The following is a 24,275-nucleotide window of genomic DNA, read 5'->3' as shown; positions in this document are numbered from 1 at the left end:
GCCGGGTGTCTACGCGTCTCCCGGCAGCAGGTGCTGCGGGAGTTCGCGGAAGGCCCACTGGCCCCGGGTGCGGGTGAGGATCCAGACGAGGTCGTAGCGGTCGGGCCAGGCCGCGGGGAGGCCGCGGACCCGGTCCGCTCCGAGGGCCTGGAGCAGCCGGGGGATGCCGGTGTGCTCCCAGCAGACGAGGACGGGCATCCGGGCGGCCAGGACCTCGCGGGCCAGGTCCGCTTCGGCGCCGAGGGCGAATTCACCTCGTACGGGCATCCGCAGGGCGGTGGCCAGGGGCTCCAGGGTCTGTCTGCTCCGGGCGGGGGCGTTCGCCGGCCCGCCGGTCGCGAACAGCACGGCGGGCCGGGGCAGGCGGGCGCCGGCGCTCGGCGCGAACAGCAGGTGCAGCTCTTCGGCGCGGCGCACGCCCCGGCCGGCGAGGTGGCCGGGGTGCTCGACGCCGTCGTCGTCCTCGCCGGTGTCCCCGGCGTAGGGCTTCTCCGCGTGCCGCATCACCATGACGAGGGCGTCCTTGGGGGGCGGCTGGGGGCCGGGCGCCCCGCTGCGCGGGGTGTCCTCGGCGGCGCATCCGGCCGCCGCCAGGGGGGCGAGTGCCGCGGCGGCCAGCACGCTGCGTCGGCGCGGTCCGGACCCGGCGGGGGCTTGTGGCATGGGGTCCACTGAACCGCACGCCCCGGGCGCGGCCGGGGCGCGGCACGGCGCGGGGCCCGTACGAGCGCCCGGTCGGCCGATCGGATCAGCCGATCGGCCCACCGCCCGACAGGGCGCTCGTACGGGCCACCGGTGGCGGAGCGGCGCCGGGGGCCTCAGCCCTTGCGGACCGCGCGGAGCCATTCCTTGTTCATCGCGGCGATCGACGGCAGCGGGATGCCCTTGGGGCAGGCCGTGGCGCATTCGCCGGTCAGGGTGCAACCGCCGAAGCCCTCGTCGTCCATCCGGGCCACCATGTCCAGCACCCGCGTCTCACGCTCGGGGGAACCCTGCGGGAGCACGTTGAGGTGGTTGATCTTGGCGGAGGTGAAGAGCATCGCGGAGCCGTTGGGGCAGGCCGCCACGCAGGCCCCGCAGCCGATGCACTCGGCGTGCTCGAAGGCGGAGTCGGCGTCGGGCTTGGGCACGGCGGTGGCGTGCGCCTCGGGGGCGGATCCGGTCGGCGCCGTGATGTAGCCGCCGGCCTGGATGATCCGGTCGAAGGCGCTGCGGTCCACGACGAGGTCCTTGACCACGGGGAAGGCCGAGGCCCGCCACGGTTCGACGTCGATGGTGTCCCCGTCGGCGAAGGAACGCATGTGCAGCTGGCAGGTGGTGGTGCGCTCGGGTCCGTGGGCGTCGCCGTTGATGACGAGGCTGCACGCGCCGCAGATGCCCTCGCGGCAGTCGTGGTCGAAGGCCACCGGGTCCTCGCCGCGCAGGATGAGGTCCTCGTTGAGGGTGTCGAGCATCTCCAGGAAGGACATGTCCTTCGAAATGCCGTCGACCTCGTAGGAGGCCATGGCGCCGGGGGCGTCGGTGTTGCGCTGGCGCCAGACGCGCAGGGTGAGCTTCATGCGTAGCTCCGCTGGGTGGGGTGGACGTACTCGAAGACGAGGTCTTCCTTGTGCAGGACGGGTGCGGTCGCGGTGCCGCGGTACTCCCAGGCGGCGGCGTAGCCGAAATCCTCGTCGCGGCGGGCCGCTTCGCCGTCCGGGGTCTGGGACTCCTCGCGGAAGTGGCCGCCGCAGGACTCGGCGCGGTGGAGGGCATCGAGGCACATCAGCTCGGCGAGTTCGAGGTAGTCGACGATGCGGTTGGCCTTCTCCAGCGACTGGTTGAACTCCTCGCCGCTGCCGGGGACCTTGATGCGCCGCCAGAACTCCTCGCGGATCTCCGGGATCCGGGCCAGTGCCTTGCGCAGGCCCTCCTCGGTGCGGGCCATCCCGCAGTACTCCCACATGAGTTCGCCGATCTCGCGGTGGAAGGAGTCGGGCGTGCGGTCCCCGTCGACGGCGAGCAGCTTGGCGAGGCAGTCGCGGGTCTCGCGGACGGCGGCCGCGGCCTCGGGGTGGCTGTCGTCGACCTCCTCGTGGTGCGGGTGGCGGGCGAGGTAGTCGTTGATGGTCGAGGGGAGCACGAAGTAGCCGTCGCCGAGGCCCTGCATGAGGGCGGAGGCGCCGAGGCGGTTGGCCCCGTGGTCGGAGAAGTTGGCCTCGCCGATCGCGAACAGGCCGGGGACCGTGGTCTGGAGGTCGTAGTCGACCCACAGGCCGCCCATCGTGTAGTGCACGGCGGGGTAGATCCGCATCGGGACCTCGTACGGGTTCTCGGCGGTGATCCGCTCGTACATGTCGAAGAGGTTGCCGTACTTCTCGGCGACCTTGTCGCGGCCCATGCGGCGGATGGCGTCGGCGAAGTCGAGGTAGACGCCCTGCCCGCCGGGGCCGACGCCGCGGCCCTCGTCGCAGACGTTCTTCGCGGCGCGGGAGGCGATGTCGCGGGGCACGAGGTTGCCGAAGGAGGGGTAGATCCGCTCCAGGTAGTAGTCGCGCTCCGCTTCGGGGATCGCGGCGGCGGGGCGGGTGTCGCCCTTGGCCTTGGGGACCCAGATGCGGCCGTCGTTGCGCAGGGACTCGCTCATCAGGGTGAGCTTGGACTGGTGGTCGCCGGTGCGCGGGATGCAGGTGGGGTGGATCTGGGTGAAGCACGGGTTGGCGAAGTACGCACCGCGCCGGTGCGCCCGCCAGACGGCGGTCGCGTTGGAGTTCATGGCGTTGGTGGAGAGGTAGAAGACGTTGCCGTACCCGCCGCTGGCCAGCACGACGGCGTCGGCGTAGTGGGTGGAGATCCTTCCGGTGACCAGGTCGCGGACGACGATGCCGCGGGCGACTCCGTCGACGGTGATCAGGTCGAGCATCTCGGTGCGGGCGTGCATCTCGACGTTCCCGGCGGCGATCTGCCGTGACAGCGCCTGGTAGGCGCCGAGCAGCAGTTGCTGACCGGTCTGGCCGCGGGCGTAGAAGGTGCGCGAGACCTGGACGCCGCCGAAGGAGCGGGTGTCGAGGAGACCGCCGTACTCGCGGGCGAAGGGAACTCCCTGGGCCACGCACTGGTCGATGATCTCGACGGAGATCTGGGCGAGGCGGTGGACGTTGGACTCGCGGGCGCGGAAGTCCCCGCCCTTGACGGTGTCGTAGAAGAGGCGGTGGACGGAGTCCCCGTCGTTGCGGTAGTTCTTCGCGGCGTTGATGCCGCCCTGCGCGGCGATGGAGTGCGCGCGGCGCGGGGAGTCCGAGAAGCAGAACTGGACGACGTGGTAGCCCTGCTCGGCGAGGGTGGCGCCGGCCGCGCCGCCCGCCAGGCCGGTGCCGACGACGATGACGCGGTGCTTGCGACGGTTGGCGGGGTTGACGAGCTTGGCCTCGAAGCGGCGGCGGTCCCAGCGCTCCGCGATCGGGCCCCCGGGGGCCCTGGTGTCGGCGATCGGGTCGCCGGTCGTGTAGTCGGCGTAGGCGGTGTGGGCCGCGTGGTCGAAGTGATCGGTGTGGTCGGTGTTCACGGTCAGCTCACCATTCCGGTCATGACGGCGACGGGGACGGACACGAAGCCCGCGAAGAGGACGAGGGCCAGGGCGTCGGCCAGGAACTTCAGCGTCCGATCGCGCCGGGCGCTGCCCGCGCCGAGGGTCTGGGCGGCGCTCCAGAAGCCGTGGCGGACGTGGAGGCCGAGGGCCGCCATCGCCACGATGTAGATCGTGTTCCCGTACCAGGTCGAGAAGGTGGCGAGGACGTTCTCGTAGGGGTGGCCGGCCCAGGCTCGCTCGTTGACGGTGAGGGTGGTGAGGTCGAGGAGGTGCCAGACGATGAAGAGGGCGAGGATGATCCCGCCCCAGCGCATCGTGCGGGTGGCGTAGCTCGATCGCCGGCGCTTGTGGGCGTACTTCACCGGGCGCGCCTTGATGTCACGCCGGCTGAGCTGGTAAGCGCACACGGCATGGGCGACGACGGCGGCGACCAGTACCACGCGCACGATCCACAGGGCCCACTCGTGGTGCAGGAACGGGGAGCCGAGGGTGCGCAGCCAGTGGGCGTAGCCGTTGAACTCGTCCGCCCCGAAAAAGATCTTGAGGTTGCCGAGCATGTGCACGACGAGGTATCCGAGCATGATCAGGCCGGATACGGCCATCACGGACTTCTTGCCGACGGTGGAGTCCCAGATGGTGCGCGTGGTGGACGGCCGTCGATCCGTCCGCGTTGCCAGAGCCATGCCATCGACCGTAAGGACCAAGGTCCCGAAAGGTCCAAGACATGGTGGAGCTGATCGCGATAGGCAATGCCTATCGTGGGCGCTAACCTGGTGGCATGCAGTTCCAGCAGCTCGTCTACTTCGTGGCGGTCGCCGAGACCCGGCACTTCACCCGCGCCGCCGAGCGTGAGCACGTGGCGCAGCCGTCGCTGTCGCAGCAGATCAAGGCGCTCGAACGGGAGCTGGGCGCAGAACTGTTCAGTCGCGCCCGGGGGAACATCACGCTCACGGACGCGGGCGAGGCGCTGCTGCCGCTGGCGCGGCGGATCCTGGCCGACGCGGATACGGCGCGGCTGGAGGTGCAGGAGCTGGCGCAGCTGCGGCGCGGCCGGGTGCGGCTGGGCGCGACGCCGAGCGTGTGCACGGGCCTGCTGCCGGCGGTGCTGCGGGCCTTCCACACGGCGCACCCGGGGATCGAGCTGCTGATCGAGGAGAGCGGTTCGCTGGACCTCGTACGGGAACTGGCGCGGGGGGTCCTGGACCTCGCCCTGATCGCACTGCCGCTGCCGCCCTCGGCACCCGCGCTGACGACGGTGGAGCTGCTGACGGAGGACCTGGTGGTGGTCTCGTCGGCCGACCTCCCCCCGCCGGCGGGCGGGCGGGAACCGGCCATCGCCGACCTGCGCGACGAGCCGATGGTGATGTTCCGCCACGGCTACGACCTGCGGGACCTGACGGTGGCGGCCTGCCGGGCGGCGGGCTTCGAGCCGGTGTTCACGGTGGAGGGCGGCGAGATGGACGCGGTACTGGGCTTCGTACGGGCGGGTCTGGGCATCGCCGTGGTCCCGGCCATGGTCGTCGACACCGCCGGTCCGGGCCTGCGCGCCACCCGGCTCGCGGGCTCGCCGCTGCGCCGTACGATCGCACTGGCCCACCGCACCGACGTGGCACCCCCGCGCGCGGCACGCGAACTGAAGCGCATGCTCGTCGGCTGAACGGCCGACACCGGACACGTCCCGCACCTTCCCCGGCCTGGGCTCCCTCCGCGCGGGGGCGCCGTCAGCTCGGGCGTCTGGGTGGGAGCAGTGTCCGGTCGAAGCCGTCGGCCAGCATGTCGAAGGCCTGGTCCGCCTCGGCCACGGCCACCGGATGGACTTCGTCGACGGTGGCGCCGGCCGCGAGGCGGCGCCAGTTCTCCCGGCCGAGTTCGTGACGGACCGCCACCAGGTGCGCGGCGGCGAGCCGGGCTGGGAGCGGCGGCACCGACTCCGCCTCCAGGGCGGCGGCGAGCAGCTCCACCTCTCGGGCCGTGTAATGGGCGATCCGGGCTTCGAGGCTGGTGGTGGAGTAGAGCAGCCCCTGGAAGGCCAGCACGTCGGGGTGGTCACAGAGGCCGGTGATCGGGTCGTGCTCGGCGAGGGCCGCCAGGAAGTGCGCGCGCAACGCCCCGACCGGAGTGAGGCCCGTGTCCCGGTCGCGCACGATGCGGGCCGCCTCGTCCTGATGGTCGGCGAAGCGGTCGAGCACCAGGTCCTCCTTGCTCGGGTAGTACCGGAACAGGGTGGGTTTGGACACCTCGGCCGCAGCCGCGACATCGGCCACGGACACGGCGTCGAAGCCCCGTTCCAGGAAGAGTTCCAGCGCCGTGGCCGCCAGCAGGCGACGCGTACGCAGCTTCTTGCTCTCGCGCAGACCCGTCGTGTTGTCCATGCGTCCACCGTACCACAGGACCGTGACCGAGTTACTTTCATTACCGGGTTGCTTTTTCTTCCCGAGGGCGCTTTCCTTGTGTCATCGACGACGAGAGGACATCCGATGACCGACGTACTGATCGTGGGATCCGGCCCCACGGGGCTGACCCTGGCCTGTGAACTCGCCCGGAGCGGAGCCGCCGTCCGCGTCATCGAGGGGCGCGGCGCGCCGCACCGCGAGTCCCGCGGCAAGGGGCTCTGGCCGAGCAGCCTCGACGTCCTCCAGCGGCTGGGCGCCGCCGAGCCCCTGACGGCCGTCGGAAGCAGCGAGGTGGTCCTGCGCAAGTACTTCGACGGAGCGCACGTCAACGACACCCCCATGCCCGGCGGCGGCCTGCTGATAGGGCAGTGGCAGGTCGAAGAGGCACTGCGCGGCCGGCTCGCCGGCCTGGGGGTCCAGGTCGAGTACGGTTCCCGGCTCGCCGGGATCACCCAGGACGCGGCCGGGGTCCGCGCGGAGCTGGCGGACGGCACCGCGGTCGCGGCCCGCTACCTCGCCGGGTGCGACGGCGGGCGCAGCACCACCCGCAAACTCCTCGGCATTCCCTTCGAAGGCAGCGGGGAGGAGGAGCCCGCGATGGTCGTCGGGGACGTCCGGGCGCCCGGGCTCAGCCGGGACTTCTGGCACCAGTGGTTCACTTCGGAGGGCGGCGGGATACTGCTCTGCCCGATGCCGGGGACGGACACCTTCCAGTTGCAGGCCGCACCCGAGCAGGACGAGCGGGGCGGAGTGCTTCCGGCGTCGCTGGAGAGCTTCCAGCGGCTCTTCGACCGGCACGCCCGGATGCCGGGGATCCGGCTCGCGGACGCCACCTGGCTCTCCTCCTGGCGGGTCAACGTCCGCATGGCCTCCCGGATGCGGGAGGGCCGGGCCTTCCTCGCCGGGGACGCCGCGCACGTCCATCCCATAGCCGGCGGGCTGGGCATGAACACCGGCATCCAGGACGCGGCCGCCCTCGGCCGGACGCTGATCGCGGCCCTCGCCGGACAGGCCGGCGAGGAGGTGCTCGACGGGTACGGGGCCGAGCGCTTGCCGGTGGCCGCCGAGGTGCTGGCCGACACCTCACAGCGGTACGAGCGGGTCCTGGCAGCCGTCCGGACACCCGGCCGGGGAACGGAGGCGGGCCTGGACTGACCGCCCCGGCCCGGCTCCCCCGGCCCGGCCCGACTGCCCCGGCCCCGCCGTCGCGACAACGCCGGGCTTCGGCTCGGGGACCGGCTCCCGGGCGGCCGAGCGGGCGGGCGTCAGGAAGGCGTGGGCACGGCGTCCGAGAGGGAGAGGGCGTGGATGCGGTCCGGAGATCCGGGGCGGGCGTAGTACCAGCCCTGGGCGGTGTCGCAGCCGAGGGCACGGAGCTGAGCCGCCTGGGCGCCGGTCTCCACCCCCTCGACCGTCACCGCGAGTTCGAGGCTGTGGGCCAGGGCGACGATGCCCTCCACGATCTTGACGTCGACGGGGTTGGCCGGCTGCTGCTGCATCCCCTGGGTGAAGGAGCGGTCCAGCTTCAGGACGCTGACCGGGAGGCGGCGGAGGTTGGCCAGGTTGGAGTAGCCGGTGCCGAAATCGTCGAGGGCGATGTCCACGCCGAGGGCGGCCAGCCGGCGCAGCGGCTCCAGGAGTTCGTCGTCGGCCCCGATCAGCGCCGATTCGGTGACCTCCAGGCACAGGGAGCCCGGGGCCAGGCCCGAGCTCTCCAGCACGCGCACGGTGTCGGCGACCAGGCCCGGGTGGTGGAGCTGGGTCGGCGAGAGGTTGACGTTGACGCGCAGGGTCGCCCCGCCGTGCTGGCGCTGCCAGTTGCGGGCCTGGCGGACCGATTCCTCCAGCACCCAGCGGCCGAGCGGCACGATCAGTCCGGTCCGCTCCGCGAGCGGGATGAAGCGGTCCGGGCCGAGGACCCCGTACTGCGGGTGCGACCAGCGCACCAGCGCCTCGGCGCCGTGCACGCTGCCGTCGTGCATGTGCACCAGCGGCTGGTACTCGATGAAGAACTCACCGCGTTCCAGCGCGGCCGGGAGGGCGTTGGTCAGTCCGTGCCGGGTGATGGCGCGGGCATCGGCCTCCGCATCGGCGAACTCGAAGCGGTTGCCCCCGGCCGCCTTGGCCCGGTACATGGTGATGTCGGCGCTGCGCAGCACCTCCGCCGCGGTGCGTTCACCCGCCCGGCCCTCCACGATGCCGATGCTGCCGCGCACCGTGAGCTCCCGGCCCTCCAGCCGGATGGGGGTGGACAGCGCGGAGAGGATCCGCACCGCCAGGTCCGTCACCTTCTCCTCGCTGTCGGCGGCGGGCCCGGTGGTCAGGGCGACGAACTCGTCGCCGCCCAGGCGCGCGACCACCTCGCCCGGTCCGGTCGCGCAGCTCTGGAGCCGGTCGGCCACCTCCACCAGCAGCCGGTCGCCCGCCGAGTGGCCGAGGCTGTCGTTGACCGCCTTGAACCCGTCGAGGTCGAGGTAGCACAGGCCGAAGCGGCTGGTGGGCGCTCCGCCGAGGGCCTTCTCCAGCCGCTCGAAGAACAGCGTGCGGTTGGGCAGCCCGGTGAGCGCGTCGTGGGTGGCCTCGTAGCGCAGGCGCAGGTTGAGCAGGCGGCGTTCGGTGGTGTCCTCCATCAGGGCCAGCTGGTACTGGGGGACGCCGTCGGAGTCGCGCAGCAGCGACACCGTCAGGTTCGTCCACAGGACGGTCCCGTCGTGCCGGTAGTAGGGCTTCTCCACCCGGTAGTGCTCGCGCTCCCCGCGCACCAGCTCCCCGTACATCCGCCAGACGTGCGGGGTGTCGTCGGGATGTCCCCATTCGCTGACGTTGCGGCCCCGGACGTGGCCTTCGAGGCCGCCGAACATCTGGAGCAGGGTGTCGTTGACCTCCAGCACGTTGCCCTGCAGGTCGGCGATGCCGATCCCGACGGCCGCGCCCTCGAAGACCGCCCGGAAGCGCTCCTCGCTCGCGTGCAGGGCCTGCTGCGCGTCGATGCGCGCCGTCAGGGCGGAGCGGGCGATGGCCTCCTGCTCCCGCAGGGTCCGCTCGCGCAGGGCCCGGGCGAAACCGGCCGCGATGCCGTGCTGGAGCCGCGCGCAGCGGGAACGGTACTCCTCGGTCCCCTCGGTCCCGGAGCCGTCCGGCCCGCAGTAGAGGACCAGGTAGGACTCGACCACGCCCAGGGTGCCGGCGAGCGCCTCGGGGTCGGTGCAGTGCACGGCGACCAGTTCGGCGCCGACGCGCTGGGCGACACCGGCGTCGAAGGGCCGGGCGTGGAGGGCCTCGGTGAGGGTCCGGGTGAGGGGGACGAGGTGCCGTTCGAACTCGGGCCGGGTCAGCGAGGTGGCCGTGACGGGGAAGATGGCCCGTCCCCAGATCGTCGCGAAACGCGCGATCCGGTCCTCGAGGCCGCTGCGCAGCTCGCGCAGCGGCGCCCGGCCCGAGTGCGGGCCGGGCGTTTCGAGGGGTGCCGGCGGGTCCTGTGGGTCCCGCGGGCGCGTCGCCCGGCCGGTGTCCGCCCCGCGGGACGGACTCGGGGTGGCGGGTGGCGGGGTCGGAGCGGGGAGTCTCACGCCTTGCGTCCCACGCCGCCGTAGCCCGAGAAGGCGTACGGGTCCTCGGGAGCCTCGCCCTCCGCGAGCGGACCGGTGCGGTCCGGACGCCAGTCGGGCATCGACACCAGGCCCGGCTCCAGCAGTTCGAAGCCGTCGAAGAAGCCGCTGATGGCGTCGTGGGTCCGCATGACCAGCGGGTTTCGGATGTCGCGGTAGACGCCGACCGTGCCGGACGCGACCTCCTCGGTGAGCGGAATGCCCTCGTAGGAGGCGTGGGTGAGGATCAGCAGGCTGCCGGGGGCCAGCGCTTCGCGCAGCTGCGCGACGGCGGCGTAGGGCTCGTCGGTGTCCTCCAGGAAGTGCAGGACGGCGACCAGGAGCAGCGCGACGGGCCGGTCGAAGTCCAGCAGCCGGGCGGTTTCGGGAGCGGACAGGATGTCCTGCGGCTTGCGCAGGTCGGCGGCGACGACGCCGGAGCGCTCGTCACCGGCGAGGACGGCCTGGCTGTGCGCCACGGCCACCGGGTCGTGATCGACGTAGACCACGTGGGCCTCGGGGCTCGCGGCGTGGGCGACCTCGTGGACGTTGCCGAAGGTGGGGATGCCGGAGCCGATGTCGAGGAACTGCGTGACGCCCTCGGCGACCGCGTGGCGGACGGCGCGGCGCATGAATGCCCGGTTGGCCTGCATGATCTTGGGGAGCCCCGGCATGAATTCCATGGCCCGGCGGGCCGCCTGGCGGTCGACCTCGAAATTGTGGGAGCCGCCCAGGTAGTAATCGTAGATGCGGGACACGCTCGGCACCGATATGTCGATGCCTGGCGGGGCCCAGGCGGGGCGTTCCATCGGGGTCTCCAAGCCGTCGTCGTGCCGGTCCGTCCGGGGGGTGGGACGGGGGTCGGACTCCTGTCCGAGCCGAATGTACTGATCATTTGCCAACGGAGCGAGTAAAAGCGGAAATTGACGGTCCGTTCTTGGTCACACACCAAAGGCACGTGCAGGTCCGGACACCCGTGGCGAAGAAACCGACAAATACCTTTTGGGATTTGACCGGAGGGTGCTCCGGAGCGCTCCGGAGCTGGCTCAAACCTCTACGGTGTCAACTCCGCCCGTTCGGGCGAACCGGTTCCGTGCCCCGCGCGCGCGGGCGCGCGCGGCCGCATGCTCCCCGGGTGAACAGAGCCTGTGCCAGGCGCCTGCTGGCGGTTCCGGTCCTGCTGTGGGCGGCACTCTCCGCCTCACCGGCCGTGGCCGATAGCTGCGCTTACGCGACGATCGACGCCGGCGACGGCCGGACCGTCCTGGAGGCGTTCGCGGCCGCCGGCGGCGGCGCGGACGGCGCCGGCCGGGGTGGCGGACATCACCACGACGGACACGGCGGTGGACACGGCGGGGGGCACCACTGCCCGCCGCCTCCCCCGCCCTGCCCGCCGAAGCCGACGCCCACCCCCACCCCGACGCCCACCCCCACGCCGCCACCGCCGAAGCCGACCCCGACGCCCACCCCGACGCCGCCTCCCCCGCCACCGCCGAAACCGAAGCCGACCCCGCCACCGCCCGCGCCGCCCCGGCCGGCCCCCGTACCGGTGCCCGCGCCGCCCGCGCCACCACCGCCACCCCGGGTGTACCGGGCTCCCGCACCGCCCCCGCCGGCCCCCCGGCCGACACCCACGCCCGCCGCGACGCCGACGCCCGCGCCGAAGAAGCACGTGGCCCGCCCCGCGTACCAGTCCACCGTCCGCAAGCCGGCCGAGCACCACATCTCGCCGGTGACCTTCACCCTCATGACCGCGGCCCCCGCCGTGCTCGCGATCGTCGCGCTGCGCCCGCGCTAGGCCCTCTCCTCCGGACCGCGCACGAACCGACCGCGCAGCGCGATCCGCCGATTCACCGAATGGGAGTCATCTTGTCGGAATGGCTCGTCCTGTCCCTCGCGATGGCAGCGGCCTGCGCCGTGGTCCTGGCCATCGTCTTCTTCCAACACCGCAGGATCGGCGAGGACGACGATCCCAACGAGACCCCGGACGTCATCGAGTACATGACGATGATGATCGGGGTGATCTACGCGATCGTCCTGGGCCTGGCGATCGCCGGCGTCTGGGAGGGCCGCGGGGCCGCCCAGGAGTACGTGCGCCAGGAGGCCCAGGCCCTGCACGAGATCAGCGTCCGCGCGCAGGTCTACCCGGAACCCGTGCGCAAGAAGATCCGCGCCGACGTCGACGCGTACGTGACCTACGTGGTCGACACGGAATGGCAGCGGATGGCCGACCAGGGCACCCTCACCGACCGGAGCGGCGAACTGCTCGAACGCGTGCGCCGGGACGTGACGGACTACGAACCTCAGACCGACCACGAGGGACAGGCGTACCAGCCCCTGGTGGACCAGGTGGGCGCGGTCGACGACGCCCGCAACGCACGCGGCCAGAGCGCCGGGGCCACCATGCCGGGGGTGGTCTGGTTCGGACTGATCGCCGGAGCCCTGGTGACGGTCGGACTGATCTTCACCCTCCAGATCCGCCGTTCCTTCCGCGAGTTGCTGCTGGCGGGCCTGTTCAGCGCGCTGATCGCCTTCCTGCTCTTCCTGATCTGGGACTTCGACGCCCCCTTCGGCCGGGGGATCGCCGCCACCGCCGAACCGTTCTTCGCACAGTTCCCGCACCTGGGGCTGAAGGACTAGTCACGCCCACCGGGCAGGCCCGGCGCGGGCCCACCGCGGCCACGCGCCGGGCCGGACCGCGCCGGGCCGGACCGTGGGCGGGGTTCCCGTCCCCGGTTCGGCCTACGGCCGTGCCCCATTCGCCCGTTCCTGATCGCGGGTCACCGGGCCCGCACCTAGCGTGGCGGACATCGAGGTGCACGACCCCCCACGTGCGGAAACGCTGCGCGACTGCTCCTCGGGGAATCCGGAGGACCGCCATGGGCGCGATACGCAGCTCCGCCATCGCCCTGCTGAGCGCCGGCACCGCAGGGGCCGTACTCGCGCTCTGCGCATCCGGCGCGCCCGCCGCCCTCGCGGCCGAGGCGGCGCCCGTCACCTCCTTCGGCTTCGCCATCACCCCGTCGACGGTCGCACCCGGCGGGCAGGCGGTGCTCTCCGTCAGCGGCTGCGGTGCCGCGTACGCCACCGCCTCCTCCGGGGTCTTCGACACCGTGAGCATCGCGCGGGGGCAGACCGCCCGGATCACGGTGGACCGTGACGCCAGGCGCGGAGCCCTCTATTCCGTCACCTTCACCTGCAACGGGGAGAACGGCTCCGCCGACCTCGTCATCGCCGGGGGCACGTCGAAGCCCAGCACCAGCTCCACCCGCGCCCCGCGGCCCAGCCCGAGTACGCGCACCACCACCGCCCCGGCGCCCACGCCCTCGCGGCCCGCGGTCGCCATCGCCCCGCGCGTCACCACTGCCCCTCCGGCACCGCGCGTCACCACTGCTGCCCCGGCCCCGCGCGTCACAACCGCTCCCCCGGCCCCTCGCACCACGAAGGCCACCGCCCCACGCGGTGCCACCACCACTGCCGCCTCGCTCGGAGTGCGCGGCGGGCTCGGCGGCAGCGTGGCCGGTACGGATCCCCTGGAACTCGGCGCGGGAGCCGTGCTGTTCCTCGCCGCCGCGGGCGGGGTGGCGTACGCCCTGCGCCGACGCGGCACCGCGCGCCACCACTGACCCCTCCGAAGGCCCCGGCACCCCCGGCGACCGCCGGTCGCCTCGGGTCCTGAGCGGGACCCGGGGCGACCGGCGGTCGACCGGCGGACGCCGAGGCGCGGCGGACTTCCGGCCCTGCGCACGTCGGGCGCGGGAGACGTCAGGCGCGCGAGCCGACCGGGCGGCGGCGCCGGATCACGTGCACGCCCGCGCCGAGCGCGGCGACCCCGACGAGGCCCGCTCCGATGGCCGTCTCGGCGGTGGACGGGCCGAAGGAACCGCCGATGCCGCCCTGGGCTCCGTTGCCCTCCAGGATCGTGAAGCGGTGCGTCGCGACGAGGCTGTTGTCGTGGCACTTGACCGAGAGGGTGTGGTGTCCGGGCGAGGCGTGGTTGAAGATCCGGACGGTGGCGAAGCCGATGGAGCCGGCCGACAGGTTGGTCTGCGGAAAGTTGCCGTGCGACCAGACCGTACCGCCGTGGCCACAGCCGGCCGCACTGACCTGCATCGAGGCGCCCTGGTGTACGGAGTACGGGTTGACCGTCACATTGCTGGGCCCGTTCCCGCTTCCCTGCGGGGGGTTCGCGGCGGCGAACGTGGCACTGAGCCCGATCGCGGCGCAGGCGGCCGCGGTCACGGTGAGAGCGCGGAAAGCACGCATGGTGGAACCTCCAACGGGAAGCGCCCCGGGAGCGGTGGCCCGGGCAGATCGACGAGAACGCCTCCCATCACGAACCCTCGGGGCGGCACGCAACCAGCGCATTTCCGCCTTTGGGCCGCCCGGTTGAGCGACACGCCGAAGCGCGGTCCGATCATCTGACGGATCCGCAGGTCACGAGCCGTCAGGCATTTATGTGACGATTACCTGGATGGGCGCACCCCTTACGGCCGCACCACCCGTTCGCCCCTCCCCGATCGCCGTCTCGCCGACGTGGCCTTAACGTGCGGGAAGAAGGGCGTACCGGGGAGGGACTGGAACGCGGGTCGGGACCCCCGCGTCGGGAAGGGAGAGCCATGACCGAGGACGAGAGCGAGCAGAGACCGAGAAGGCGCTCCCCCTGGGGCGTACTCGCGCTGGTCATGCTCAGCGGCCTCGCCATGATGCGGAACGGCGCGAACGTCGAGGACGGACCGCCGCAGCCGACGGCGGCGGCGGCCGTCGCCGTGCACGCCGACCAGCTGCCGGCGCGTCCGCCGGCACCGCCGTCGGACATGGAGGTGCTGGAGCACTCGTCTGTGCAGCGCATCCGGATTCCGACGATCAACGTGGACGCGCCGGTGATGACGGTCGGCCTGGACGCGCAGGGCTGGATCGACGCCCCGCCGCCGCAGGACCGCAACCTGGCGGGCTGGTACCTCAACGGCATCTCGCCGGGCCAGCAGGGCTCCGCCGTGATCGTGGGCCACGTGGACAACGCGCAGGGCCCGGCGGTCTTCTACGGCCTGGGCTCGCTCAAGCCGGGGCACCGCATCGAGGTGGAGCGCTACGACGGCCGCACGGCCGTGTTCGAGGTGTACGGGGTCGAGGTGTTCGCCAAGGACGCCTTCCCCGGAGCCCGTGTGTACGGGGACACCGGGCACCCGGAGCTCCGGGTGATCACCTGTGGTGGCGGCTACTCGAAGGCCAAGGGCTACGACGGCAACGTGGTCGTCTTCGCCCGCATGGTCGAGGCCCGCTGAGGAATCGTTCCTCCGCCCCCTCCGCCCCCTCCGCCCGGTGGACCGGGGGAAGGGGCGGAGGACCGGAGCGGCGGGGGACGTGGGGCCGACGCGGCCGTTCAGCGGGGCGGCAGGTTCGGCAGGGTCATGCGGTAGCCCCGGGCCAGGAGTTGGGGCAGGTACGTCGCCAGGGCCTGGACGCTCTGCGAGCGGTTGCCGCCGGCGTCGTGGTTCAGCACGATCGCCCCGGGCGCGGCTCCGTCCAGCGCGCGGGAGACGATGGCACCGGTACCGGGTTCCTTCCAGTCGAGGGTGTCGACCGTCCAGGCCATGGGCTCCATCCCCAGGTCGGCGCCGATCTCGAAGGCGGCCCGGTTCCAGGCCCCGTACGGCGCCCGGAACCACACCGGCGCCTCCCCCACGCAGCTCTGGACCACCTCGCTCGTACGCCCGATCTCCGACTCCAGGGCGCCGCGGCCCAGCGAGGGGATCAGCGGGTGCGTCCAGGTGTGGTTGCCGATGACGTGCCCCTCGGAGGCCATCCGGCGCAGCAGGTCGCGGTTGTCGGTGGCCATCTCCCCGCACACGAAGAACATCGCGCGGACCCCGTGGCGGGAGAGGGTGTCGAGGATGGCCGGGGTGTAGCGGGGGTCCGGGCCGTCGTCGAAGGTGAGGACCATCGCCCTGCCGGACCGCTCCTGCTCGGGCAGTTCCAGGATGGGCCGGGTCCGGACGGCCGGCTTCGCCGCGGGCGGCCGGACGGGGGATTCGGCGGTCATCGGCCGCAGGCGGTAGGACTTCTCGGGCAGGCCCGCGCCCAGTCCGCGCGGGCCTGCGGCGCCCGCCGCGCCGGGTCCGGCGGCGGGGGCGGGTCCGGCGGGGGTGCGCGGCGCCGGGGTGTCGGTCTCGCCGCCCGTGAGCATCGCGGAGGCGGCGGCGACTCCGAGGAAGACGGCGGAGCGCAGGAGCACGCGTCGCCCTACTGTCGGCTCGTCGTTTTTCATTATTACTACGTATCAACGACATCGCCGAAGAAGTCGAGAGGCGCGGACGCGCCCCGCCCCCCTCACCCGCTCGGACCAGCCACCCCGCCGGTCAGCTCCGGCGCACCAGGGGGAACGGCAGCGTCTCGCGGATCGTCAGACCCGTGAGGAACATGACCAGCCGGTCGACCCCGATGCCCAGGCCGCCCGTGGGCGGCATGGCGTACTCCAGTGCGTCGAGGAAGTCGTTGTCGAGCTCCATCGCCTCCGGATCGCCTCCCGCCGCGAGCAGCGACTGGGCCGTCAGGCGGCGTCGCTGCTCGACGGGGTCGGTCAGTTCCGAGTAGGCGGTGCCCAGTTCGGTGCCGAAGGCCACCAGGTCCCAGCGTTCCGCCAGCCGCGGGTCCTTGCGGTGCTGGCGGGTGAGCGGGGAGACGTCGGTCGGGAAGTCCTTGTAGAAGGTGGGGAGTTTCGTGCGCTCCTCCACGAGCCGCTCGTACATCTCCAGGACCACGTCGCCCCGGGTGTCCTCCGGTCCGTGCGGGACGCCCGCGCGGTCGCACAGCCTGCGCAGGACCTGCTCCTCGGTGTCCGCGTCGACCTCCTCCCCGAGGGCCTCGCCGATCGCCCCGTACATCGTCTTGACCGGCCAGGTGCCGGAGATGTCGTGGACGACGAGCCTGCCCTCCGCGTCGGCCTTGTGGGCGATCGGCGAGCCGAAGGCGGCGGTGGCGGCGCCCTGGATGAGTTCGCGGGTGAGGTCGAGCATCACGTCGTAGTCGGCGAAGGCCTGGTAGGCCTCCAGCATCGTGAACTCGGGGTTGTGCTTGTAGGAGACGCCCTCGTTGCGGAAGGTGCGGCCCATCTCGAAGACCTTCTCCATGCCGCCCACGCACAGCCGCTTGAGGTACAGCTCGGGCGCGATGCGCAGGTACAGGTCCAGGTCGTAGGCGTTGATGTGGGTGCGGAAGGGCCGGGCGTTGGCCCCGCCGTGGATCTGCTGGAGCATCGGGGTCTCGACCTCCAGGTAGCCCCGGTCCAGCAGCCCCTGGCGCAGGGCCTGCACGGCGCTGGAGCGGGCGCGCACCACGTCCCGCGCGCCGGGGCTGGCGACCAGGTCGAGGTAGCGCCGCCGGACCCGGGCCTCCGGGTCCGCCAGGCCCTTGCGCTTGTCGGGGAGCGGGCGCAGGCACTTGCCGGTGAGCTGCCAGGAGCCGACCACCACGGACAGTTCGCCGCCGCGGCTGGAGCCGACCTCGCCGCTCGCGACCACGTGGTCGCCGAAGTCGGCCTGGGAGGTGAAGGACTCCAGGACCTCGGGCCCGCTCTCGTCCCGGGTGAACATCAGCTGAGTGTCGCCGGTCCAGTCGCGCAGGACGGCGAAGACCACCCCGCCGAGGTCGCGCACCACCATCACCCGTCCGGCGAGGGTCACCTGTTCACCGGTGCGGCTGCCGGGCGGGTAGCCGGGGTGGGCGGCCTTGAGCGCGGCGACGGTGTGCGTCCGCTGCCGGATGCCGACCGGGTACGGGTCGGTGCCCGCGGCCCGGATCCGTTCGAGCTTGGCGTGCCGGACGCGCACCTGGTCGGGCAGCCGCTCCTCGCGCGCCCCTGCCCCATCCTCCCCCACCAGGTCCAGGCCCAGGGAGTCGATGGAGGGCAGCCCGGCGGTGTTGACGGGGGCGATGAGGCCCTTGGGGTGGCCCTTGCCCCACAGGGTGCGCAGGCTCGGTACGGAGACGAAGCCCTCGGCGATGCCGGAGGCGAGGCTGACGCGGGCGAGCGAGCCGGCGTCCTGGTAGCAGAGGAAGCGGGGGAACCACTCGGGCCCGTACTTCACGTTGGAGCGGTACAGGGCCTCCAGCTGCCACCAGCGGGAGAAGAAGAGCAGCAGCTTGCGCCACATCTTCAGGACGGGGCCGGCGCCGATCCGGCCGCCCTCCTCGAAGGCGGAGCGGAAGACGGCGAAGTTGAGCGAGATCCGGCGCACGCCCAGGCCCGGGGCGGCGGCGCACAGCTCGGCGACCATGAACTCCATGACCCCGTTCGGGGCGGTGCGGTCGCGGCGCATCAGGTCGAGGGAGATGCCGTCCTTGCCCCAGGGGACGAAGGACAGCAGGGCGATCAGCTCCCCCTCGGCGTCGAAGGCCTCCACGAGCAGGCAGTCCCCGTCCTCCCGGTCGCCGAGCCGGTCCAGGGCCATGGAGAAGCCGCGTTCGGTCTCGGTGTCGCGCCATTTGTCGGCACTGTCCACGATCATCTGCATCTCGTCCTCGGAGAGGGCGGAGTGGCGGCGGATGACGGTGGTGGCCCCGGTGCGCCTGACCCGGTTGACGGCCTGACGGGTGACCCGCATGTCCCGGCCGTCGAGGTCGAAGTGGGCGACGTGCAGGATCGCCTCGTCACCGAGCTGGAGGGCGCTCAGCCCGGAGCGGGCGTACGCGGTCGCGCCGTCCTCGGAGGCGCCCATGACGGCGGGCTGCCAGCCGTAGCGGCGGGCCACGCCCAGCCAGGCGTCGATGGCGGGGGTCCAGGCGGCGGGATCGCCGACCGGGTCGCCACTGGCGAGGCAGACACCGGCCTCGACGCGGTAGGTGACGCCGGCCTTCCCGTTCGGGGCGAAGACGACGGCCTTGTCCCGCCGGGTGGCGAAGTAGCCGAGGGAGTCGGCCCGCCCGTACGCGCCGAGCAGGGCGCGGATGCGCGGCTCCTCGTCCCCGTGCAGGGCGGCCGTCAGCCGCTGGGAGCGGAAGAGGGTGGCGGCGGCGTTCAGCAGGGCGAGGGCGCCGAAGAGGCCGAGCAGGAAGTACAGCGGGCGGGGCGGGTGCCCGTCGAACTGCCGGGCGGAGAAGAGGCCGCCGAAGACCTGCTTGGCGGCCCAGTCCAGCCACTGTCCCTTGGGCAGGGTGCCGGGGAAGAGGGCGACCAGGGCCCAGCCGAGGAGTACGGCGGCGAGCATCCCCAGGCCCAGCACCAGCAGGGCCCGCCAGACGGCTCCGGGGCGGGAGGCGGCGTAGAACTCCTTGCGGGAGGCGATCAGGATCACGAAGGCCGCGACCGCGAGGGCCATCGAGGGGCCGCCGATCCACAGCTCCCCGTCCGCGATGATCAGTACGTCGACGAGGACCAGCAGCGCCAGATAGGTGACGACGATCCACCAGGCGATCTTCTTGCGCATGCCGAGGGCGGCGGCCAGGAGGAAGAGGAAGACGGCGTACGCGAGGTTCGCACTGACCGGCACCACGAAGTCGTCGAGGAAGTCGACCACGGCCCGCAGCAGCCTGCGCAGCGTCGGGGAGAGCGCCAGCAGCGCGCAGAGCAGCCCGAGGGTTCCGAAGAACGCCCCGAAGGCGTCCGGGACCCGGTTCAGGAAGCGGTTGCGGGTCCCCCGCGTCTCCTCCAGCGTGGCACTCATGCTTGGCACTGTAGGGAGGCGCGCGCCGGTCCGCGCGCCGAACCCCATAGTCTCGGGAGGGTGACGGAGCATGTGAACACGGGTTTCGAGCGGGGTACGGACGGTCCGAAGGTGATCCTGGCCGGGGTCGACGGATCGGAGTCCTCGCTCCGGGCCGCGGCCTACGCGGCGGGGCTGGCCCGGCGGCAGAACGCGCTGCTGGCGCTGGTCTACGTCCAGCCGGTGATGGCCGCCGGAGCCTCGCTCGGGGCGCCGGTGGGGGAGGCGACCGGGGAGATCGCGGAGGGCATCATCGCGGAGGTCCGCGCCTCGGCGGAGCGCCTCAAGGGGATCTTCGAGGTCCGCTGGCAGTTCCACACCTTCCGCGGCGACCCGTACCAGGGGCTCGTGGGCGCCGCGGAGGAACTGAAGGCGGACGCGGTGGTGGTCGGCGCGTCGGAACGGGCCGGCCACCGCATCGTCGGATCGGTGGCGGTGCGGCTGGTCAAGGCGGGACGGTGGCCGGTGACGGTGGTGCCGTGAGGCACCTGCGCCCCGGTGGTCCGAGGGGCGCGGGCGACGCGCGGGGTACGTCCAGCACGGGCGGCACGGGCGGCACCGGCAGCACCGGCAGCACCGGCAGCACCGGCAGCACCGGCAGCACCGGCAGCACCGGCAGCACCGGCAGCACCGGCAGCACGAACGGCACCAGCGGCACGCGCGCTACGCACGGCCCGTGCGCTACGCACGGCCGCCGCGGGCCGGCGTGTCAGCGGGCGCGCGTGAGGCCGTCCTTGGCCGCTCCCCGGCTCAGGACGGCCTCGGTGACGGCCTCCTGCGCGGTCTCGTACTCGCTCTGCCCGGGTTCCTCGGCGAGGGCGGCCGGGAGGTTGACGATCCGCCCGCTGGAGAGGTCCATCATCTGGGGGATGAACTCGGCCTTGGTGACCTGCCAGCGCCCGCCGGGCGCGGCGGGCGGGGCGAAGGTGAAACGGCCGATGGAACCGTAGTTGCCGCGCATGTCGCGCGCACCGGAGTGGTTGAACATCTCCCCGGCGACCTGGTCGCCCATGCCGTAGACGACCCAGGTGCCGCCGACCTTCTCGTAGGCCTGCGGGATGTGGGCGTGCGTACCCAGGATCATGTCCACGTCGGGGCGGCCGCCGGTCCGCGAGGCGGTCAGGGTCTTGCCGAGCGCGAGCTGCGTCTCGTCCGGTTCGGTCTGCCATTCCGTGCCCCAGTGCAGGCTGACCAGCACCACGTCCGCGCCCGCCTTCCGGGCGAGCCGGGCATCGGCGATGATCTTGTCGGGCTCCATCAGGTTGACCGCCCACGGCTGCCCGTCGGGCATCGGATAGCCGTTGGTGTCGTACGTGTACGCGAGGTGCGCGACCTTGGCCGAGCCCGCGGTGTAGAGGGTGGTCCGGGCCGCCTCCGCGGCCGTGCGCGCGGAACCCGCGTGGCCGAGGCCGACCTTGTCGAAGCGGTCCAGGGTGCGCTTCAGCCCGTCGGCGCCGTCGTCGAGGGTGTGGTTAGAGGCGGTGGAGCAGCCGTCGTAGCCCGCGTCCTTGAGCGCGTCGGCCACCGCGGGCGGGGAGACGAAGGCGGGGTAGCCGCTGAAGGGTCCGCCGTCCTCGCCGTAGGTGGTCTCCATGTGGCACAGGGCCAGATCGGCCGCCGAGACCACCGGCTTGACGCCGGAGAACATGGGCCGGAAGTCGTACCCGTCGCCGCCCGCGTCGGCCGCCGCCCGCTGGATGATCGAGGTGTGCGGCAGCACGTCGCCGCTCGCGACCAGGGTGAAGCCCTTGGCGCCGCCGGGCGCGGTGGGCCCGGTACTGCCCTTGGGGGCTCCGGCGGGCCGGGATCCGAGGTGCGCGGGGGCGGGTTCCCCGCCGGTGGAGCAGCCGGCCGCAGCGGCGGAGAGGAGGAGGGCCGACAGCAGGGCCAAGGCCTGCCGGGTGTGTTTGGTCATCTATCCCAGCCTTCATTTGTAGGACTGTCGGATAATCCGAAATCCATAAGAGAAGGCTGCTCAAGTCAAGGACCGGTGCCGTCCGCCGCCGCTTTTCCACCCCGACGGCCCAGGGCCGTTCGCCGTGCCGTTCGACCGTTCGTCGCCCGCCACGCCCGCCCACCGGACGACCCGGGTGCTTGGGCGCAACGGCGGCACCGGACGGTTCCCGGGCGGCTCCCCGCAGGTCAGGGTGAGGACAACCCAGCGGACCGGAAGGAGCCACTCGTGCCGCCCACCCCCACACTCCAGCGCACGGAACCCGAGGCGCTCGCCGAACTCCAGCTCGAACACGGAAGGGCCCTGTTCGGTTTCCTGCTCGGCCTGACGGCCGGGGACGCGCAGCGCGCCGAGGACCTCGTCCAGGAGACCCTCGTACGGGTCTGGCAGCACCCGGAAGTGCTCCACACCGGACACGAGTCCATGCGGCCCTGGCTGTTCACCGTCGCGCGCCGGCTCGCGATCGACGCGCGCCGGGCCCGGCTGTCCCGGCCGCAGGAGGTGGACCCCGACGGGCTCGATCAGGCGCCCTCGACCGAGGACGCGGTGGCGGGCTCGGTCACCGCGATCGATGTCCGGCGGGCGGTCGGCAGTCTGGGACAGGAGCACCGGGACGTGCTGCTGCAGGTCTACTTCCGGGACCGCTCCGTGGCGGAGGCGGCGGCAGAGCTCGGCATTCCGGCCGGAACGGTCAAATCCCGTACGTACTACGCCCTGCGCGCCCTGCGCAAAGGGCTCCAGGGGTACGGACTGGGCGCCTGAGCCCGGGGCCCGGGACACCGGAACGCTCGGGGACCGCTGGAGAAACACTCAGGGAACGCCCGCCGGGCACACGAACCGGACACGGACCGCACCGATATCGGCACCAGTCCGTTCAAGTTGAGTAAACATCCCCCGCTCCGCGAGTCCGCCGGTGAAGGCTCGGGGGTGACGACGGGACGCTCAACGCGCGGGAGAAGGTGGAACGGTGCAGCCCGAGGGTTTGAACGGCACCAGTGACGGCGGACTGGCAGTGCCCATGGCATGGCTCTACGCGGAGTACATCGCCGACGAGCTGCTGCGCACGGGACGCCTGATCCCGGTGAGCACACTGGAGTTCCGTGCCGGACGGGACACGCTCGCGCTGACGATCTACCTCTCGGACACGGCCGGTGAGCTCTCCGGGATCCGGGTGGTCTCGCAGCTGGAGGAGTGGCTCTCGCTGACGGCGTACGGGCACCCGTGGCGCGACTGGGTCCACACCCGGTTCCTCGCGCTCGGCGAGGAGGCCCGGGAGCGCGGCCGCGGCGACGACCCCGACCTGGAACTGGCGCGGGCGGCGTGGCGCTGGCTGGACCGCACCGAGCTGTTCGCCACGAACCTCGACCCGGGCCGCCTCGGCCACGGCGACACCTCGGCGGGCCTGGACGAGAACGCCCGCGTCTGGACCCCGGCCTGGCAGCTGGGCCTGCCCCTGGGCCACCTCGCGATGCACCTGTTCTGAGCCGCTCCCGAGACCGGCCCCGTCCGGACACCGGTGCCGGTGCCGGCGGCGGGTGGAACCGTGCCTAGGGCGCGCTCCGCCGGTCGGCCGTGGGCGGGGGTTCCGCCGGGTCCGTGACCAGGCCGGTGAAGGCGGCCTCGTTGCGCTCCGCCCGGGCCACGTACCAGCGGGCGATCAGCCACATCACCGGGTACGCCACCAGGCCGAGCGCGACCCAGACCACCGGGCCCGCGACCGTCCGGGGCAGCAGGAAGCCGAGCGGCAGCAGGCCGAGGAGCAGGGCCAGCAGGGTCAGGGCCACCAGCGCGGCGCGGAGCTGGCTGCGCATCAGGGCCCTTACGTAGGTGGCGCCCAGGGTGGTCTGCTCGGAAATCTCCGAGCGCGCCGGGGTGTGCGCCGGAGGCCTGCGGCGCGTGCCCCGGGGAACACCCGTGACGATCTCGCGCCGGGGCTGCGGCCGCTGCTGGTCCTGAGCCATGGTGCCGGAGTCTACGCAGCGGGCCGGCTATTTGAGGAGACGCGAGAGCCTGCGGTCGGCGAGCGGCTTGCCCCCCGTCTGGCAGGTGGGGCAGTACTGGAGCGAGGAGTCGGCGAAGGACACCGAGCGGACGGTGTCCCCGCACACCGGGCACGGCTCCCCCGCCCGGCCGTGGACCCGCAGACCGCTCTTCTTCTCGGCCTTGAGCTGCCCGGCGGCCACGCCGTGCGCCCGCTCGACGGCCTCGCGGAGCGTGTCCCGGACCGCGCGGTAGAGGTGGGTGACCTGGTCCTCGTCGAAGGAGGAGGCCAGTTTGAAGGGGGAGAGGCGGGCGGCGTGCAGGATCTCGTCGCTGTAGGCGTTGCCGATGCCCGCGATGACGCTCTGGTCGCGCAGCACGCCCTTGATCTGCCGGCGCTCCCCCGCCAGGAGCGCGGCGAAGGAGTCCCGGTCGAAGCCCTCGGCAAGCGGGTCGGGGCCGAGCCGGGCGATGCCCGGGACCTCCCGGGGGTCGTGCACGACGTACACGGCGAGGCGCTTTTGGGTGCCCGCCTCGGTGAGGTCGAAGCCGCCCCCGTCGTCCAGTTCGACGCGGAGCGCGAGCGGCCCCCTGCCGGGGCCGGGCGGCCGGGCCGGGAAGGCGTCGTGCCAGCGCAGCCAGCCGGCCCTGGCCAGGTGGGTGACCAGGTGGAGGTCGCCGATGCCGAGGGCGAGGAACTTGCCGTACCGGGCGACGGGTCCGGCCCGCCGGCCTTCGAGGGCGGCGGGCGGGGGATCGTAGGTCTTGAGCACGCTGACGGCGAGCGGGAGGACGCGTCGCACCACCCGCCCGGCGAGGCGTTCGTCGAGGAAGCCCCGCAGGGCCTCGACCTCCGGCAGCTCGGGCATCCTCCCAGCCTGCCCCCGCCCACGGCGGAGCGCGAACCGATGGACCGGGGCCGGGGCCGGACCGTGCGGGCCCAGGCTGGACCGGGCAGGGCGAGGCAGGGCGGGGCCAGGCCTGGCGGGTCAGGCGGGCCGGGCCTGGCGGGCGGAGCCGGGCGGGCCGGTCCTAGCGGGCGGGCGGGGCCGGGCAGGCCGGGCCCAGTGGGCGGGCGAGGCCGGGCAGGCC

Annotated in this window: 24 protein-coding genes; 9 read left to right on the top strand and 15 right to left on the bottom strand. The window is 72.9% G+C overall.

Translation table 11 applies throughout. From position 1 onward, the window contains the following. Positions 1-9 precede the first annotated feature (9 nt). The 4 genes from ABZW32_RS14080 to ABZW32_RS14065 form a co-directional block, all read right to left on the bottom strand. A complete protein-coding gene (locus ABZW32_RS14080; RefSeq protein ID WP_356215211.1) occupies positions 10-663 on the bottom strand; it encodes a hypothetical protein in 654 nt (217 codons plus the stop codon). 155 nt (positions 664-818) lie between these two features. Next, positions 819-1,559 (bottom strand): succinate dehydrogenase/fumarate reductase iron-sulfur subunit, encoded by a 741-nt coding sequence (locus ABZW32_RS14075; RefSeq protein ID WP_266846927.1) that lies wholly within the window; start codon positions 1,557-1,559, stop codon positions 819-821. After that, positions 1,556-3,544: a fumarate reductase/succinate dehydrogenase flavoprotein subunit gene (locus ABZW32_RS14070; RefSeq protein WP_356215209.1), complete on the bottom strand. Its 1,989-nt coding sequence runs from the start codon at positions 3,542-3,544 to the stop codon at positions 1,556-1,558. The genes ABZW32_RS14075 and ABZW32_RS14070 overlap by 4 nt, the downstream gene beginning before the upstream one ends. A gap of 2 nt (positions 3,545-3,546) precedes the next feature. Then, positions 3,547-4,251 (bottom strand): succinate dehydrogenase, encoded by a 705-nt coding sequence (locus tag ABZW32_RS14065; RefSeq protein ID WP_356215207.1) that lies wholly within the window; start codon positions 4,249-4,251, stop codon positions 3,547-3,549. 95 nt (positions 4,252-4,346) lie between these two features. Here ABZW32_RS14065 and ABZW32_RS14060 point away from each other — a divergent pair, with 95 nt between their 5' ends. Then, complete coding sequence (locus ABZW32_RS14060) at positions 4,347-5,225, top strand: LysR family transcriptional regulator (protein WP_356215205.1); 879 nt, start codon at positions 4,347-4,349, stop codon at positions 5,223-5,225. A 64-nt stretch (positions 5,226-5,289) separates the two neighbouring features. On the opposite strand, the gene ABZW32_RS14055 is transcribed toward ABZW32_RS14060, so the two are convergent. Beyond that, complete coding sequence (locus ABZW32_RS14055) at positions 5,290-5,940, bottom strand: TetR family transcriptional regulator (protein WP_356215203.1); 651 nt, start codon at positions 5,938-5,940, stop codon at positions 5,290-5,292. Positions 5,941-6,045: 105 nt separating this feature from the next. Here ABZW32_RS14055 and ABZW32_RS14050 point away from each other — a divergent pair, with 105 nt between their 5' ends. Next, positions 6,046-7,116 carry an FAD-dependent monooxygenase gene (locus ABZW32_RS14050; RefSeq protein ID WP_356215201.1) on the top strand — a complete coding sequence of 357 codons (1,071 nt, stop codon included), beginning with the start codon at positions 6,046-6,048 and terminating at the stop codon, positions 7,114-7,116. Between the two features lie 110 nt (positions 7,117-7,226). On the opposite strand, the gene ABZW32_RS14045 is transcribed toward ABZW32_RS14050, so the two are convergent. The 3 genes from ABZW32_RS14045 to ABZW32_RS14035 form a co-directional block, all read right to left on the bottom strand. Next, positions 7,227-9,386 carry an EAL domain-containing protein gene (locus ABZW32_RS14045; RefSeq protein ID WP_356215350.1) on the bottom strand — a complete coding sequence of 720 codons (2,160 nt, stop codon included), beginning with the start codon at positions 9,384-9,386 and terminating at the stop codon, positions 7,227-7,229. A gap of 140 nt (positions 9,387-9,526) precedes the next feature. Beyond that, complete coding sequence (locus tag ABZW32_RS14040; protein ID WP_356215199.1) at positions 9,527-10,357, bottom strand: SAM-dependent methyltransferase; 831 nt, start codon at positions 10,355-10,357, stop codon at positions 9,527-9,529. Between the two features lie 392 nt (positions 10,358-10,749). Further along, positions 10,750-10,899, bottom strand: a complete 150-nt coding sequence (locus ABZW32_RS14035) for a hypothetical protein (RefSeq protein ID WP_356215197.1) — start codon at positions 10,897-10,899, stop codon at positions 10,750-10,752. A 321-nt stretch (positions 10,900-11,220) separates the two neighbouring features. Here ABZW32_RS14035 and ABZW32_RS14030 point away from each other — a divergent pair, with 321 nt between their 5' ends. The 3 genes from ABZW32_RS14030 (at position 11,221) to ABZW32_RS14020 (ending at position 13,174) form a co-directional block, all read left to right on the top strand. Further along, complete coding sequence (locus ABZW32_RS14030; RefSeq protein ID WP_356215195.1) at positions 11,221-11,346, top strand: hypothetical protein; 126 nt, start codon at positions 11,221-11,223, stop codon at positions 11,344-11,346. 71 nt (positions 11,347-11,417) lie between these two features. Further along, a complete protein-coding gene (locus ABZW32_RS14025) occupies positions 11,418-12,188 on the top strand; it encodes a hypothetical protein (RefSeq protein WP_356215348.1) in 771 nt (256 codons plus the stop codon). Between the two features lie 239 nt (positions 12,189-12,427). Then, on the top strand, positions 12,428-13,174 hold the full coding sequence (locus tag ABZW32_RS14020; protein ID WP_356215193.1) for a hypothetical protein: 747 nt from the start codon (positions 12,428-12,430) through the stop codon (positions 13,172-13,174). Positions 13,175-13,313: 139 nt separating this feature from the next. Here ABZW32_RS14020 and ABZW32_RS14015 read toward each other — a convergent pair whose 3' ends face one another. Then, entirely contained in the window at positions 13,314-13,814 is a 501-nt protein-coding gene (locus ABZW32_RS14015) for a hypothetical protein (RefSeq protein WP_030224194.1), read from the bottom strand. A gap of 353 nt (positions 13,815-14,167) precedes the next feature. Here ABZW32_RS14015 and ABZW32_RS14010 point away from each other — a divergent pair, with 353 nt between their 5' ends. Beyond that, positions 14,168-14,833 (top strand): class F sortase, encoded by a 666-nt coding sequence (locus ABZW32_RS14010; protein ID WP_285529027.1) that lies wholly within the window; start codon positions 14,168-14,170, stop codon positions 14,831-14,833. 98 nt (positions 14,834-14,931) lie between these two features. Here the strand turns inward: ABZW32_RS14010 and ABZW32_RS14005 are convergent, their stop codons facing one another. After that, the gene (locus tag ABZW32_RS14005) at positions 14,932-15,816 is read right to left on the bottom strand and encodes a polysaccharide deacetylase family protein (protein ID WP_356215190.1); all 885 of its coding nucleotides are present in this window, start codon (positions 15,814-15,816) and stop codon (positions 14,932-14,934) included. A 91-nt stretch (positions 15,817-15,907) separates the two neighbouring features. After that, positions 15,908-19,210 (bottom strand): bifunctional lysylphosphatidylglycerol synthetase/lysine--tRNA ligase LysX, encoded by a 3,303-nt coding sequence (lysX, locus tag ABZW32_RS14000; protein ID WP_356215188.1) that lies wholly within the window; start codon positions 19,208-19,210, stop codon positions 15,908-15,910. A 60-nt stretch (positions 19,211-19,270) separates the two neighbouring features. On the opposite strand from lysX, the gene ABZW32_RS13995 reads away from it, so the two are divergent. Continuing rightward, positions 19,271-19,732, top strand: coding sequence for a universal stress protein (locus tag ABZW32_RS13995; protein ID WP_356215186.1), 462 nt, complete (start codon positions 19,271-19,273; stop codon positions 19,730-19,732). On the opposite strand, the gene ABZW32_RS13990 is transcribed toward ABZW32_RS13995, so the two are convergent. Both ABZW32_RS13990 and ABZW32_RS13985 read right to left on the bottom strand, forming a co-directional pair. Then, entirely contained in the window at positions 19,695-19,907 is a 213-nt protein-coding gene (locus tag ABZW32_RS13990) for a hypothetical protein (RefSeq protein WP_356215184.1), read from the bottom strand. The genes ABZW32_RS13995 and ABZW32_RS13990 overlap by 38 nt on opposite strands. A 51-nt stretch (positions 19,908-19,958) precedes the next feature. Further along, on the bottom strand, positions 19,959-21,164 hold the full coding sequence (locus ABZW32_RS13985; RefSeq protein WP_356215182.1) for a CapA family protein: 1,206 nt from the start codon (positions 21,162-21,164) through the stop codon (positions 19,959-19,961). Positions 21,165-21,431: 267 nt separating this feature from the next. On the opposite strand from ABZW32_RS13985, the gene ABZW32_RS13980 reads away from it, so the two are divergent. Together ABZW32_RS13980 and ABZW32_RS13975 are read left to right on the top strand one after the other, a co-directional pair. Continuing rightward, on the top strand, positions 21,432-21,965 hold the full coding sequence (locus tag ABZW32_RS13980; RefSeq protein ID WP_356215180.1) for a sigma-70 family RNA polymerase sigma factor: 534 nt from the start codon (positions 21,432-21,434) through the stop codon (positions 21,963-21,965). Positions 21,966-22,221: 256 nt separating this feature from the next. Next, positions 22,222-22,686 carry a hypothetical protein gene (locus ABZW32_RS13975; RefSeq protein WP_356215346.1) on the top strand — a complete coding sequence of 155 codons (465 nt, stop codon included), beginning with the start codon at positions 22,222-22,224 and terminating at the stop codon, positions 22,684-22,686. Positions 22,687-22,750: 64 nt separating this feature from the next. Here the strand turns inward: ABZW32_RS13975 and ABZW32_RS13970 are convergent, their stop codons facing one another. Next, positions 22,751-23,164, bottom strand: a complete 414-nt coding sequence (locus ABZW32_RS13970) for a hypothetical protein (RefSeq protein ID WP_356215178.1) — start codon at positions 23,162-23,164, stop codon at positions 22,751-22,753. A 27-nt stretch (positions 23,165-23,191) separates the two neighbouring features. Further along, positions 23,192-24,052: a DNA-formamidopyrimidine glycosylase family protein gene (locus tag ABZW32_RS13965; RefSeq protein ID WP_356215176.1), complete on the bottom strand. Its 861-nt coding sequence runs from the start codon at positions 24,050-24,052 to the stop codon at positions 23,192-23,194. Between the last annotated feature and the right edge of the window lie 223 nt (positions 24,053-24,275).

This window comes from Streptomyces sp. NPDC004667, assembly GCF_040609475.1.
In the GTDB taxonomy this organism is placed as follows: domain Bacteria; phylum Actinomycetota; class Actinomycetes; order Streptomycetales; family Streptomycetaceae; genus Streptomyces.
This window is presented reverse-complemented; position numbering and strand designations above follow the sequence as displayed.